This window comes from Bradyrhizobium sp. CIAT3101, from assembly GCF_029714945.1.
In the GTDB taxonomy this organism is placed as follows: domain Bacteria; phylum Pseudomonadota; class Alphaproteobacteria; order Rhizobiales; family Xanthobacteraceae; genus Bradyrhizobium.
The window spans coordinates 6489564-6503332 of record NZ_CP121634.1; the positions used below are offsets into that span (position 1 = coordinate 6489564).

General features: G+C 64.8%; 14 protein-coding genes. 1 reads left to right on the forward strand and 13 read right to left on the reverse strand.

Annotated elements, in window-relative coordinates:
* Positions 1–2: 2 nt before the first annotated feature.
* A complete protein-coding gene (locus tag QA645_RS30570) occupies positions 3–1433 on the reverse strand; it encodes a PLP-dependent aminotransferase family protein (protein ID WP_283053423.1) in 1431 nt (476 codons plus the stop codon).
* 100 nt (positions 1434–1533) lie between these two features.
* On the opposite strand from QA645_RS30570, the gene QA645_RS30575 reads away from it, so the two are divergent.
* Entirely contained in the window at positions 1534–2451 is a 918-nt protein-coding gene (locus tag QA645_RS30575) for a DMT family transporter (protein WP_283045042.1), read from the forward strand.
* Here QA645_RS30575 and QA645_RS30580 read toward each other — a convergent pair.
* The 12 genes from QA645_RS30580 to QA645_RS30635 all read right to left on the reverse strand — a co-directional run bounded on the left by QA645_RS30580 (position 2430) and on the right by QA645_RS30635 (position 13607).
* A complete protein-coding gene (locus QA645_RS30580; protein ID WP_283045043.1) occupies positions 2430–3488 on the reverse strand; it encodes a YeeE/YedE family protein in 1059 nt (352 codons plus the stop codon). The genes QA645_RS30575 and QA645_RS30580 overlap by 22 nt on opposite strands.
* A gap of 2 nt (positions 3489–3490) precedes the next feature.
* Positions 3491–4495: a zinc-binding alcohol dehydrogenase family protein gene (locus tag QA645_RS30585; protein ID WP_283045044.1), complete on the reverse strand. Its 1005-nt coding sequence runs from the start codon at positions 4493–4495 to the stop codon at positions 3491–3493.
* 177 nt (positions 4496–4672) lie between these two features.
* Positions 4673–6004, reverse strand: coding sequence for a phenylacetate--CoA ligase PaaK (gene paaK / locus QA645_RS30590; RefSeq protein WP_283045045.1), 1332 nt, complete (start codon positions 6002–6004; stop codon positions 4673–4675).
* 32 nt (positions 6005–6036) lie between these two features.
* Positions 6037–6486 (reverse strand): hydroxyphenylacetyl-CoA thioesterase PaaI, encoded by a 450-nt coding sequence (gene paaI, locus QA645_RS30595; protein WP_283045046.1) that lies wholly within the window; start codon positions 6484–6486, stop codon positions 6037–6039.
* A gap of 55 nt (positions 6487–6541) precedes the next feature.
* On the reverse strand, positions 6542–7624 hold the full coding sequence (paaE, locus tag QA645_RS30600; RefSeq protein WP_283045047.1) for a 1,2-phenylacetyl-CoA epoxidase subunit PaaE: 1083 nt from the start codon (positions 7622–7624) through the stop codon (positions 6542–6544).
* A 2-nt stretch (positions 7625–7626) separates the two neighbouring features.
* Positions 7627–8130: a 1,2-phenylacetyl-CoA epoxidase subunit PaaD gene (paaD, locus tag QA645_RS30605; RefSeq protein ID WP_283045048.1), complete on the reverse strand. Its 504-nt coding sequence runs from the start codon at positions 8128–8130 to the stop codon at positions 7627–7629.
* Positions 8124–8900: a 1,2-phenylacetyl-CoA epoxidase subunit PaaC gene (gene paaC / locus QA645_RS30610; protein WP_283045049.1), complete on the reverse strand. Its 777-nt coding sequence runs from the start codon at positions 8898–8900 to the stop codon at positions 8124–8126. The genes paaD and paaC overlap by 7 nt, the downstream gene beginning before the upstream one ends.
* Positions 8900–9187, reverse strand: a complete 288-nt coding sequence (gene paaB, locus QA645_RS30615) for a 1,2-phenylacetyl-CoA epoxidase subunit PaaB (RefSeq protein WP_283045050.1) — start codon at positions 9185–9187, stop codon at positions 8900–8902. Before paaB ends, paaC begins: the two co-directional genes overlap by 1 nt.
* A gap of 11 nt (positions 9188–9198) precedes the next feature.
* Positions 9199–10191, reverse strand: a complete 993-nt coding sequence (gene paaA, locus QA645_RS30620) for a 1,2-phenylacetyl-CoA epoxidase subunit PaaA (RefSeq protein WP_283045051.1) — start codon at positions 10189–10191, stop codon at positions 9199–9201.
* A 76-nt stretch (positions 10192–10267) separates the two neighbouring features.
* Positions 10268–11134: a phenylacetic acid degradation operon negative regulatory protein PaaX gene (gene paaX, locus QA645_RS30625; RefSeq protein ID WP_283045052.1), complete on the reverse strand. Its 867-nt coding sequence runs from the start codon at positions 11132–11134 to the stop codon at positions 10268–10270.
* A gap of 213 nt (positions 11135–11347) precedes the next feature.
* Positions 11348–12118 carry an alpha/beta hydrolase gene (locus QA645_RS30630; protein ID WP_283045053.1) on the reverse strand — a complete coding sequence of 257 codons (771 nt, stop codon included), beginning with the start codon at positions 12116–12118 and terminating at the stop codon, positions 11348–11350.
* A 202-nt stretch (positions 12119–12320) separates the two neighbouring features.
* Positions 12321–13607 carry a DUF445 domain-containing protein gene (locus tag QA645_RS30635; RefSeq protein WP_283045054.1) on the reverse strand — a complete coding sequence of 429 codons (1287 nt, stop codon included), beginning with the start codon at positions 13605–13607 and terminating at the stop codon, positions 12321–12323.
* Between the last annotated feature and the right edge of the window lie 162 nt (positions 13608–13769).

A 13769-nucleotide genomic window follows, 5' to 3' on the forward strand; every position in this document is an offset into this window, starting at 1 on the left:
CGCTAGAAGCACGACGCCATCGTTCGCACCGCCCCGCTGATCTCGCTCTCGCGCCAGGCCGCGAAGCCGAGCAAGAGACCATGATCGCGCGGCTTACCCAGCGCCAGGCTGGATAGAGCGCGGGTTTCAACGCCTGCGTCGACCAACCGTTTCACTGCCGCCTGATCGGCACGACCGCGCTTGAGGCGGGCGACGAGCTGGATGCCGCCCGAGGGCGCCTCGACAGAGAGGACCTCGCCGAGATGACGCTCCAGTCCCGCGACGAGGTGATCGCGCCGTGCGTGATAGAGCCGGCGCATCCGGCGGAGATGCGCGAGGAAATGCCCGTCCGCGATGAATTCGGCCAGCGCCTCCTGAATGTGGCTGGACGCGATCAGGCCGATGTGCCGCTGCGCAATCTCCAGAGTGCCGACCAGCGCCGGTGGAACGACGAGATAGCCGAGCCGGATATCCGACGTCATCGCCTTCGAGAACGTGCCGACATAGAACACGCGACCGTGCGCATCGAGCCCCTGCAGGGCCGGCACCGGCCGACTGTCATAGTGGAATTCGCCGTCGTAATCGTCCTCGACGATCCAGGTCTTGCCGGGGCGGCTCATGCCAAGGAACTCGGTGCGGCGCGCAAGAGACATCAACCGCCCGGTCGGATGCTGATGCGATGGCGTCATGAAGATGAGTTTTGGCGCGGCTGTCCCCGGCATCCGCTGCATGCCCTGCTCGTCCAGTCTCATGCCGGTGACATGCGCCCCTGACGCAAGGAAGGCGGCTGCGGCGCCGGGATAACCGGGATCCTCGACCCAGACCTCGTCGCCAGACGTGATCAGAACAGCCGCGATCAAGGTCAGCGCAGCCTGCGCACTCGGCAGGATCAGGATCTGGTCGGCCGTCGCGCGAACGCCTCTGCTGGTCGCCAGATAATGCGCCAGCGCCTCGCGCAGGCGCGTTCGATTGACCGGTCCGAGCTCACGCTTGCCCGCGCGTACAGCGCTGCGGCGCAGGCAACGCGCCCAGACCTCGTTCGGAAACTCCCGCGCATCCCCATGTCCCGGACGCAACGGCTTGAGCGGCGCCTGATAAGACATCGGCCAATCTGTCTGCCTGAGCTTCGCTGCCCAGGCCGAGAGCTGCGGCTTGGCGGCACGAATGCCGGATGCGGTCGCGGCCGTCCCTTCGATGCGTTCCCCGCCGTCGACCGTCACCACAGGACGACGGCCGTGCGACGCCTCGAGATAACCTTCGGCGGCGAGCTGCTCGAACGCATAGGTGACGGTGTTACGGGAGACGCCGAGATCGCTCGCAAGCCGGCGGCTCGACGGCAACGCGCGGCCTTTGGCGAGTCGGCCGGTTGCGATCAGGCTTCGGAGCTGGCCGGTGAGCTGAGCCACCAGCCCGTCATCGTCGGCCCGATTCAGGTCGATCAGACCAGCGATCATGCTTTCGGAAACTGGCACCTTATTCCTTTCCGATCTGGCACTTTTTCAGGTGCCAGACAGGATGCTATCCCGCAGTCCGCTCAGCTTCAAGGATTCTGCGATGAACTCGTCCCTCGCCCCGCGCACGGCCATCGGCCTGTTCCTGATCGTCGTGCTGGCCTGGGGCGTGAACTGGTCGATTACCAAGCAGCTCGTGCAATTCCTTCCGCCACTTTGGACGTCGGCGATCCGGAGCTGGATCGCGCTCGCTGGCTTGTTCGTGATCCTTGGCCTCAGCAACAATCTGGTGATTCCCGAGCGGCGCGACATTCCCGTGGTCCTGAGTGTGGCGCTGCTGCACATGACGATCTTCTCGGTCCTGGTTGCGGCCGGCGTACGCTTTCTGCCTGCGAGCAAGGCCATCGTGCTCGGTTACACCACGCCGCTCTGGGTGGCGATCGCGGCACCCTTGCTGGGAAAAGAGACCCTGACCGCACCGAAGCTCGCCGGTGCCCTGCTCGGACTGATCGGGCTAGCGGTGATCCTGAACCCGACGTCGATCGACTGGACCAACGCCAACGTCGTGCTCGGCGCAGGCATGGTGATCCTGGCCGCGATCTCCTGGGCCGCGAACATCATCTACATCCGCGCGCATCGCTGGATCGCGTCCCCGCTCCAGCTTCTGATCTGGCAGGTGCTGGTGGCAACGATCATCCTGACCGGCTCGGCGTTGGTCACCGACGGCGTGCCGCATGCGGAATGGTCCTGGAAGCTTGTGTTGCTGTTCCTGTATTCCGGCCTGATCGGAACAGCGCTGGCCTATTGGGCGATGTCGATGGTCAACAAGAGCATTTCGGCCCTGACCACGGCGCTCGGCACCACCGGGACCCCGCTCGTCGGTATCGCCAGCGCGGCAATATTGCTGGGTGAGCCGATCGAGATGAGCCTTGTCATTGCAGCCGCGCTGATCGTGACCGGCATTGGCCTGGCCACGCTGGGCGACCGGCTGCTGCGCCGTCAGGCCACCGCGAGTGGCTGAACGCGCAGTACACCGCGCAAGCCTGCACCTGTCCCGAGCAGGATGCCGGCGACCGCAATGAACGAGCCTATTGCGAGCGTCGAGATGCCGGTGAGCCCCTGCCCGATCGAGCAGCCGAATGCCATCACGCCGCCGATCCCCATCAGCGCAGCGCCACCGGCCGAGCGCAGCATATGGCGTGGCGATGAATAGCCTTCGAGATGGAAGCGGCCCGTCGCGAGCGCCGTCACCAGACTGCCGCAGAAAACACCGGCCACCGTTGCGATGCCGAAATTCAGCGTCAGGCCGGTCGACAGCATCGCGTATTGCAGGCTGTCGGCGATCGGCGCGATGAAAGTGAGCGACGTCACCGGAACCGGATTGAAATCATCGGCGCCGAGATAGCCGGTGGCGTACCAGCCGCCGGCGACGAGAAGGCCGACGATGACGCCCGCCGCGATCTGGCCCGGCGAACGGCGAAACGCCGGATGCGCGAAAGCAAATAGGATCAACGCAATGATGATCGCGGCAGCGGCCAGCGCGCGCCCAACGGCTTCGCCGAGACCAAGCATCGCGAGCAGTGTGGGCAGCGAATTGGCGCTGAACGTCGCTTGGGAAGCCTGAACCAACGCAATACGTGCCGGTGCAATCAACCCCTTCAGCGTCATCTGCGCCGCAATGGCGAGCACGATCACGACGACGAAGGAGCGGAGATTGCCGCGCCCGAGCAGCACCAGCGCGCGCGAGCCGCAGCCGTTCGACAGCACCATGCCGTAGCCGAACAGGAGGCCGCCGAGAAACAGCACCGGCGCCGAGAAGGTTGCCTGCAGGTAGATCGACTTGCCGAAATCGACCATGCCTTTGCCGGCGAGCAATTGGCTCGCGGCGACCGCAACGGCAATTGCCAACGCATAACTCCGAACCAGCCGCCCGTCCCCCTCCGCCAGCCACCCGCGCATGCTGCTCATCAGGCAGAAGCCGCTGAGCAGGCCGACGGAGCCGTAGACGAGGCCGATGACGAGGCCGGCGAGGATGACGAGTTGGGTGGATGACTCCATGATTACGGCTTCAGGATCACGCGATCCCGCGAGGAGCCGGCGACCGCGACGTAGGCCTCCCTGGCGCGTTCGAGCGGATAGACCGCATTCGCCTTGATCGGGAACGGTTTGAGGTGACCGCTCGCAAAGCCCGGACCGAGATCGCGCAGCACGCCGCCCGTCGCGATCGACGACAGGCCCAGCGTGTCGATGCCGACATAGGTGTGCTGGCCCCGATAGAATTCGAGGATATTGAACTGCACGATGCGATCGATCGCGGCGATCAGGATCTGGCGGCCACGAAGCGCGAGCGACTTGTGCGCGGCCTGGAAGTAGGGATCGCCGACCGTGTTGAAGACGATGTCGGCGCCCTTGCCGCCGGTCAGTTCGCGCACGCGTGTGGCGACGTCGATTGCGGAGGCGTCGATCACCTCGATCGGCGCGTTGCTATGGCCCTCATAGGCTTCCGCCTTGCGTACCACGCCGATCACGCGCGCGCCTTGCCAGGTCGCGATCTGCACCGCTGATTGCCCGACCTTGCCGTTGACGCCGAACACGAGAACCGTCTCGCCGGCCTTCGGAAGGCCGGCGCGTCGAAAGCCTTCCATCGCGGTGACGAAGGGCACGCCGATGCCGGCAGCTTCCTCCCATGACACCGTCTTCGGCTTCTCCACCACGGCATCAGCTTCGACGACGAGGTGGCTCGCATGGGTGCCGTCGCGGCGAATGCCGAGATCGCCGGACGAGCCGAACACTTCGCGCCCCATCGTGCCGGCCGGCCCGTCAATCACCACGCCGGCGTAGTCACGACCTGGCGTCCGCGGGAACACGGCATAGGGCATCAGCCCGGTGGCAGCCTTGACGTCGGACGGGTTGACGGCGGCGGCCTTAACCTCGATCAGGAGATCGTTCGGGCCGTGCGTGAGCGTATGACGCTCGACGCCGGGCGCAATCGCAGCGGCGTTTTCGGCCTTGGCATTGAGGCGGACACAGCGCGCCTCGACGGTTTTTGTATCGGCTGGCGACATGGAAAAGACCCGCGATTTCTCGCGGCCTTGTCGCCTTTGGGGCCGGTCAAGTCAACCGCCTCCCCCCATCCTGAGGAGCCTGCGAGGCAGGCGTCTCGAAGGATGAAGGCCCCGCAGCAGCCGGGCCTGCATGGTTCGAGACGGCGCTACGCGCCTCCTCACCATGAGGGTCGAGACTTAATCCTTCGGCCGCTTGTCGTAGAGCCGTTTGGCCTTTCCGAGCGAGCGCTCCAGCGTCGCAGGCGCGACCACCTGCACCCGCGAGCTGATGCCGATCGTGTTCTTGATGTGGGTCGAGATTCGCTCGGCGTGGTCGACGAGGCCTCTACCATCCCAGCTTTCGGGGCGTGCCTCGGCGATGATGGTCAGCTCGTCCATGCGGCCTTCGCGGGTCAGTTCGAGGATGAAGTGGCCGCCGCACCAGTCGGTGGCCAGCAGCACCTCCTCGATCTGGGTCGGGAACAGGTTGACACCCCGCAGGATGATCATGTCGTCCGAGCGGCCCGTCACCTTCTCCATGCGCCGCATGCCCGGTCGCGCCGTGCCAGGCAGCAGCCGCGTCAGGTCGCGGGTGCGATAGCGGATCACCGGAAAGGCTTCCTTGGTGAGCGAGGTGAACACCAGTTCGCCCTTCTCGCCATCCGGCAGCACCGCGCCGGTCACGGGATCGATCACCTCGGGATAAAAATGATCCTCCCAGATGTGCAGGCCATCCTTGGTCTCGATGCACTCCTGCGCGACGCCCGGGCCGATCACCTCGGACAAGCCATAGATGTCGGTCGCATCCATATCGAAGGCATCCTCGATCTCGCCGCGCATGGCGTTGGTCCAGGGCTCGGCGCCGAAAATGCCGACCTTGAGCGAGCACTGGCGCGGGTCGAGCTTCTGCCGCTTGAACTCGTCGAGGATCGCCAGCATGTAGCTGGGCGTCACCGTGATGATGTCAGGCCTGAAGTCGTTGATGAGCTGCACCTGCCGCTCGGTCATGCCGCCGGAGATCGGTACCACCGTGCAGCCGAGTTTCTCGGCGCCGTAGTGCACGCCGAGGCCGCCGGTGAAGAGGCCGTAGCCATAGGCATTGTGGATGATCATGCCGGTACGGCCGCCGGCGGCGCGGATCGAGCGCGCCATCACCTGCGACCAGGTGTCGATGTCGGCTTGCGTGTAGCCGACCACGATCGGCTTGCCCGTCGTGCCGGAGGACGCATGCACGCGCACCAGTTTTTCGCGGGGCACGGCGAACATGTTGAAGGGGTAGTTGTCGCGGAGATCCGTCTTCACCGTGAACGGAAACTTTGCGAGATCGGACAACTCGCGAAAGTCGGACGGATGCACGCCGGCCTTGTCGAACGCTTTGCGATAATGCGCGACGTTGTCGTAGGCGTGCTTCAGCGACCAGGCCAGCCGCTGCTTCTGCAACGCCATGATCTCGTCGCGTGACGCGCGCTCCTGCGCATCCAGCTCAGCCCTATAGACGTGGCCGCCTTCCCTGGGCTTCGTCGAAGCCATCTTCGTCTCCCCACATTGATGTGTTCTTCTGCTTATTGGTCTTGCGCCGGCAACCACGTGCCGGGAATGACACGCGAATGCCCGCGGAATTCTGCGATGACGGTGTCGCCTGCGGTGACGCGCACGTCGTAGATGCCGGAGCGGCCGCTTCGGGTGACCTCGCGCGCCTTCGCAACGAGACGATCGCCGAGCTTGCCGGGCTTGATAAACGTGATCTGGCCTTGTGCGGCGACCACACGATCGTTGTGGGAGTTGCAGGCAAAAGCGAACGCGGAATCGGCGAGCGTGAAGATGAAGCCGCCATGTGCGATGCGCTGGCCGTTGACCATGTCCGGCCGCACCGTCATGGCGAGCGTCGCATGGCCCGGGCCGACCTCGACGATTTCCATGCCGAGGCCCTTGGAGGCATCGTCCTCCGCCCACATCGCATCGGCGCAGGCGCGGGCAACATCTTCAGGCGACAGGGCGGCTTTGACGTTCACGCGCTTCTCCCGGCGAATTGCTTGCTCATGATGTTCTGCTGGTTGGCCAACACTGTCAAACGTGGTCGTAGTCGACCACGACCCGCTCCGACGATGGCTTGGCCTGGCAGGTGAGCACAAAGCCGGCCTTCAGCTCCCACGGCTCCAGCGAATAATTGAGGTCCATCGGTGCCTCGCCCTCGACCAGTTTGGCGCGGCAGGTCGAGCACATGCCGCCCTTGCAGGCGAAGGGAAGATCGACGCCGGCGCGCAGCGCAGCATCGAGGATCGCCTCGCCCTCGGCAACCGGCACATCCCGCCGCTTGCCATCGATGATCAGGGAAGCAATCGCCTTCGGCGGCGCATCGGCGGCGACGGCCTTCTTCGGCCGCGGCTTGCCGCCGAACTCGGACACGAAGCGTTCGACGTGGATGCGATCGTCAGCGATGCCGAGGTCGCGGCAAGTCGCCTCGATCTCGTCGCTCATGCCTGATGGACCGCAGACGAAGACATGATCGACACTTTCGGCCGGCACCAGTGAGCGCAACAGCACCCTCACCTTGTCCCCATCGAGCCGGCCATGCAGGATCGGGATGTCCTGCTCCTCGCCGGAGATGACGTGGAAGATCGAGAGGCGGTCGATGAAGCGGTCTTTCAGCTCCTCGAGCGCCTCGAGGAACATGATGTTGTCGGTCGCGCGGTTGCCGTAGAACAGGAAGAAGCGGCTGTCCGGTTCACGCGCCAGCACGCCTTTGACGATCGACAGGATCGGCGTAATGCCGGAGCCTGCGGCAAAGCCGACATGGATGCGCCCGGCTTCGGCCGGAGAGACGACGCCAAAACGGCCCGTCGGCGTCATGACGTCGAGCTCGTCGCCATGTTTCAACTCGTCTGCAGCCCAGCTCGAGAACGCGCCGCCGTCGACTTTCTTCACGGCGATGCGGATCTCGCCGTCGTCGGGGCCAGAGCAGATCGAATACGAGCGGCGCACCTCCTCACCGTCGAGCGTGGTGCGCAGCGTGAGATACTGGCCGGGGCTGAAGGCATAGTCGTCGGCAAGTTCGCGCGGGATGGCGAACGTCATCGAAACGGCGTCCGACGACTCGCGGCGGAGATCGTTGACGGCCAGGCGATGGAAGCGCGGTGCGGCTGCTGACATGGTCAATGACACTTGAAATAATCGAAGGGTTCACGGCAGGACTTGCAGCGCCATAGCGCCTTGCAGGAGGTCGAGCCGAATTCGGACAGCAGTTCGGTCTCCCTCGAATTGCATTGCGGGCACGTGATGACCTGCTCGCCGAACAACGCGCGACGCGAGTGTGACGATTGCGGCGGCGCGATGCCGTAGGCGTGCAGCTTCCGGCGCCCCTCTTCGCTCATCCAGTCGGTGGTCCAGGCCGGCGACAGCACGGTGCGCACTTTGGGCTCGCGGAAGCCCGCGCGTTCCAGCGCGATCTCGATTTCGAGCGCGATCATGTTCATGGCCGGACAGCCCGAATAAGTCGGCGTGATCGCGACCTCGACGTGATCGCCGTCGAGAACGACATCGCGGAGCACGCCAAGATCGGCGATGGTCAGCACCGGAATTTCGGGGTCGACAACGCTCCCCGCCGCGTCCCAGGCGCGCCGGTGCAACTCGCTGTCGTGTTCCAGCACCGTCACCATGTCTGCCCCGGGAAAGTGCGTTGCATCGATTGCAGCTCGGACAGGAGATGACCGAGATGCTCGCTGTGGCGGCCTGCACGGCCACCCTGCTGCATCCAGTCATTTTGGGGCAAGTGAAGCGATGCTTCACCAACGACGTCAGACAGTGTCGTCAGCCAGCGGCCACGCAAGGTGCCGGGATCCACGGCAATACCGGCATGGATCAAGGCACGCTCACCTTCATCGACGGCAAACATTTCGCCCGTGAAGGCCCAGAGGTGATCGATCGCGGCTTGCGCGCGGACGTGGCTTTCTTCCGTGCCATCACCAAGCCGGATGATCCATTCCGAGGCATGGCGCAGATGATAGGCGCTCTCCTTCTCCGACTTGGCGGCGATCGCCGCGAGCGTCGCGTCGCGCGAGGTCATCATGGCGCGCCAGTAGAGATCGGCGAAGGCTGAATAAAAGAACTGCCGCACCAGGGTCTGGGCGAAATCGCCGTTCGGCTGCTCGACCAGCAGCAGGTTTCGGTACTGCCTGACGTCGCGCAAATAGGCGAGCTTGTCCTCGTCGTTATCCCTGCCTTCGGTCTTGGCGGCGTAGCTGTAGAGCTCGCGGGCCTGCCCGATGAGGTCGAGCGCGATGTTGGAGAGCGCCATGTCCTCTTCCATCATCGGCGCGTGCCCGCACCATTCCGACAGCCGGTGCCCGAGGATCAGCGCATCGTCGGCGCGACGCAGAGCGTAGAGTACGAGTGGCGTTTCGGAGACCTGGATGTTGGCGGCGGGCATCACATGTGCCCCACTTCTTCCGGCACCTCATAAAACGTCGGGTGCCGGTAGATCTTCGATTCCGCAGGCTCGAACATCATGCCCTTCTCGGCGGGGTCGCTCGCGGTGATCGCGGTCGACGGTACGACCCAGATCGACAGGCCCTCGCCGCGGCGGGTGTAGATGTCGCGCGCGGCCTGCAGCGACATGGTGGCATCGCTCGCATGCAGCGAGCCGACATGCTTGTGCGCGAGCCCGTTGCGGCTGCGAATGAAGACTTCCCACAGCGGCGTATTCGGCGTGGCCATTCCTGATCTCCCTATTCCGCAGCTTGCGCGGTCTGGCGCTGCGCGCGCTTGGCTGCATAGGCCGCAGCGGCCTCGCGCACCCAGGCGCCTTCGGCGTGCGACTTGCGGCGCGCGGCCATGCGGTCGCGATTGCAGGGGCCGTTGCCGGCGAGCACCTGCTTGAACTCGGTCCAGTCGATCTCGCTGTAGCGCCAGTGGCCATCGGCATCCTGGGTCATCCCGGGATCGGGAATGGTGAGGCCGAGATATTGCGCCTGCGGCACCGTGGCATCGACGAACTTCTGGCGCAGCTCGTCATTGGAGAAGCGCTTGATCTTCCACTTCGTCGAGGTGTCGCTGTGCTGGCTCGTCGCGTCCGGCGGGCCGAACATCATCAGCACCGGCCACCACCAGCGGTCCAGTGCGTCCTGCGCCATCGCCTTCTGCTCGTCCGAGCCGCGGCACAACGTCAGCATGATCTCGTAGCCCTGGCGCTGGTGAAACGATTCCTCCTTGCAGACGCGGATCATGGCGCGCGCATAGGGACCGTAGGAGCAGCGGCACAGCGGAATCTGGTTCATGATGGCGGCGCCGTCGACCAGCCAGCCGATGGTGCCGATGTCGGCCCAGGTCAGCGTCGGATAGTTGAAGATCGAGGAATATTTGGCTTTGCCGGCCAGCATGGCGTCGACCAGCTCCTCGCGCGAGGTGCCGAGCGTCTCGGCGGCCGCATAGAGATAGAGCCCGTGGCCGCATTCGTCCTGCACCTTGGCGAGCAGCGCCGCCTTGCGGCGCAGCGTCGGCGCGCGCGTGATCCAGTTGCCTTCGGGCAGCATGCCGACGATTTCGGAATGAGCGTGCTGAGAGATCTGGCGGGTGAGCGTCTTGTGATAGGCGGTCGGCATCCAGTCGTTCGGCTCGATGCGCTCTTCGGCATCGATGCGAGCCTGGAACTGCGCGGCCTTGGCCGCGTCCTCAAGACCGCGATCGTCGGTCTCGGCCGTATTCAGCGCCTGGGTATACATGCGCATCCTCCCGTTTTATTGGGAGGCAATATATAACAAAAATTACTTCATGCAAGATATTTCTGTAACATATAAATCAGGCCTCGAACCTCCTCTCCAGAAGCTTTCTCGCCGGCGGAAGCGCCCCCTTCTCGTTGGTTCCATGGCTATCAAGCCATTGTTCGGACGGCGCCAGCAGCGCGCGATAGATCTCGCCGCAGAGCTCGCGGGCAGCTCTGCCCGGCCAATCCGCCGGCAGAAGACTCTCCGGCAGCAGCGGATCGCGCAGAACGACGCGGCGGTAATAGTGGATCAGCAGGATGCGCGCGGTGAAGGCATCGGCCTCCGATAGCACCGTGCCGCGCGCGATCGCGGCGCGCAGCGGCTCGAACGTCTTCATGAACTTCAGATAGGCATCCGCAGTGCGCTGCAGCGGCCAGCTCGCGCTGAGCAGGCGGCGCCCGCTGTCATCTTCAGCCGAGACTTCGAGCCGGATGGCGCCCGCAGCCTCCTCCGGCACCGGAACACCCGACGGAGCGACCCAGACGCCCGGCAACGGGCTGCCGAAGCCGGCATTGCGCAGCGCCTCGCGCGAGGCATCGCGATCCCAGCCATTGCCGATCAGCAGCAGCTCGAAGCGACCGGTCCAGTCCGACGGCGGCGGATCGTAGATGTGGCGCGTCGCGGCTTCGAACGTCTCGCGGCCCTTCTCGGCAAGACGATAAAAGCTGTTGCGGCCGACCTTTTCGCGGGTCAGCCAGCCATCGGCAGCGAGCCGCGACATCGCGGTGCGCACCACGCTGCCGTCGATATCGAGGCCCTCGAAGAACGCCAGCAGCGTGCCAAGCCACACCGAACCACCGCGCGGCACGACGGCATCGCCGAACATGGTGATGACGATGGAGCCCGTGCGTGACGGCTCACGCTTGAGCTGGTCGATGATGCGAGAGAGCGGATGCGCCATGCGCGAGGCATAGCGCGTTTGGTGCAGGCGCGACAATGGACAGGAGCGACGGCTGCGTCTTCTCCTTCTCCCCGCCTGCGGGGAGAAGGTCGGGATGAGGGGGAGTCTCCGCGGGTTCGCTGAGAGACGGACTCGCGGAGACTCCCCACACCGGATCGCATCTCCGATGCGATCCGACCTCTCCCCGCAAGCGGGGCGAGGTGAAGAAGCGCGCTACCGATGCGGATCGGGATACACGAGGCTGCGCCAGCCGCTGCGGTCGAACGGCCGCCACTGGCCTTCCTTCTGCGCGAGACGGTCGGCGACGGCATAGACGACGGCGGGATGATGGCCCATGCCGCAATGGCTGCTCTCGACCTCGATACTCTCGGTCTGCGCGCCCGCCTTCTCCATGCAGCCTTGCCAGGCGCAGACGCCGTCGGTGCGGCTGAAGACGGCGGTGGTCGGTACCGGCGGCGGCACGGCGAGCTCGCCGCCGAACTGAGGATCGACCCGATCAGACTTCTGCCCGCTTACCCACTCATAGACCTGCCATGCATTGGTCGACCGGGGATTGCCGGCAAAGGGGCTGCCGAGCGTGATCACCTGACGCACGCGCTGGGGCATCATCTTGGCAAGCTGGCGCGCATAGAGACCGCCCAGGCTCCAGCCGACCAGGCTGATCTTGCGACCGTGCTTGTCGCTGAGCTCCTCGACCAGATCGACCATCGCGTGCTGCACGCCCTCGCGCAGGCCGTAATTGCGGCCCTGACGCCAGCCGCTCACCGCATAGCCCTTGCTGGTCAGAAACGAGCGCAGTGCACGCGTGGAGACGTCGGAGGCCACCAGGCCCGGCAGCACCAGCACCGGATGCCCATCGCCGCGCGGTGCGAGGCTCAAGAGCGGCAGCGCGCCGAGGAATGCACCGAACTCGTGGATCGCGCGCCCTTCCAGAAACATCAGAGTACGGGACGGCGGACGCAGCGTCTGGGCAGTAGCGGTCATCAATGGATCCCTTGGGCAAGAATTCCTGAAGAGCCCGCCGGCCGCGATGCCGGCAATGGGCATGGATTCCAATACGCCGGCTTCTTGAACGTTCCGCAGCGCAACATGAATCAGCTAGGCGGCCGGTTCCCGACATTCAACCCGCTGCAGCACGACGCCACAATAGGCCTGCGCGTTAATGCTAACGGGCGTGACGCAAAAGTCACAACAATCGGAGCAGGAATTCTACGGAGTAGAGCACAAGACCAGCGAGCCCGCCGATCAGCGAGCCGTTGAAGCGGATGTATTGCAGGTCGCGCCCGATGTTGATTTCGATCAGCGAAATCAGCTGCGCCATGTCCCATGCCTTGACCTGGTCGGAGATGAAGGTCGAGACCCCGCTCTTCTGGTCGGCGACGAAGCTGCGCAGCACCGTCACCAGGCCCTTGTTGATCTCGCCGCGCAACTCGGCATCGCCGGCGAGCGCATCGCCGGCCGAAACGAACATCCCGGCGAGATGATGCTGGAGCACCTGCGTTTCGCCGGACGCACTGCGCTCGATGAAGGAGCGCGTGTTGGTCCAGACGGTGCGGGCCAGATCGGCAAGCTCGGGACGCGCCAGCAGATCGCGCTTCAATCCGTCGATGCGATCGACATAGGCCTGGTCGGTGCCGAGCCGGTCGACGAAGCCCAGCACCATGCGGTCGAACTCGCCGCGGAACGGATGCTTGGGATCGCTGCGCACTTCATTGAAGAAGGCGGTCGCCGACGACACGATCTTGGTCACCAGAAACTTGTCGGCGCGGTAGAGCTTGAGCAGGGTCGGCAACTCCGCGCGTACCTTCTCGCGGATCATCGCCATCGTCTCTTTCTGGTTCAGCGTCTCGTGCATCACGCGCAGGAGATCGTCGAACAGGATCTGGTGCCGCCCCTCCGCAACGAAGCCGCGCAGCGTGCCGGCGACGAGCGGCGCGAGATCGATCGCCTGGAGTTGCGAGGACATGCGCCGGATGATGAAGGTCATCAGGCCGGAGCTTTCCGTTGCAGAGACGGCTTCCGGCAGAAGGCGCAACGCGAAGCGCGCAAGGTCGTCGCTGCGCTTGCGGTCGCGCAGCCAGTCGGCAACGAAGGAGCCAAAGTCGATTTCATTCAACTTGGCTTCGACCGGGCCGGCCTCGAGGAAGTGGACCTGGATGAACTCGCCGAGCTTGTCGGCGATGCGCGCCTGGTTACTTTGGATGATCGCGGTGTGCGGGATCGGCAGGCCCAGCGGCCGCTTGAACAGCGCGACCACGGCATACCAGTCGGCGAGCCCGCCGATGGTCGCAGCCTCCGCGAAGGCGGCGATGAAGCCGAACACGGGGTGCACGGACAACAACCACTTCGCGACGATGAACAGTGCCAATGTCGACGCCAGCACCAGCGTCGCCAGCGCCTTGACGCGGCGCAACTCGGCCGCGCGTTCGGCATCGCCCGGAGTATCGAAGGAGAAGCTGGCGGGTGGATTCATCACTGCGTCACCCTACTCGTCATTGCGAGCGAAGCGAAGCAATCCAGGCTCTTTCCGCAGAAAGCCTCTGGATTGCTTCGGCGCTTCGAACCTCGCGATGACGGCAGCGCAAAAAACAAAAGGCCCGCCGAAGCGGGCCTCAAATTTCAGTTTGGACTCAGG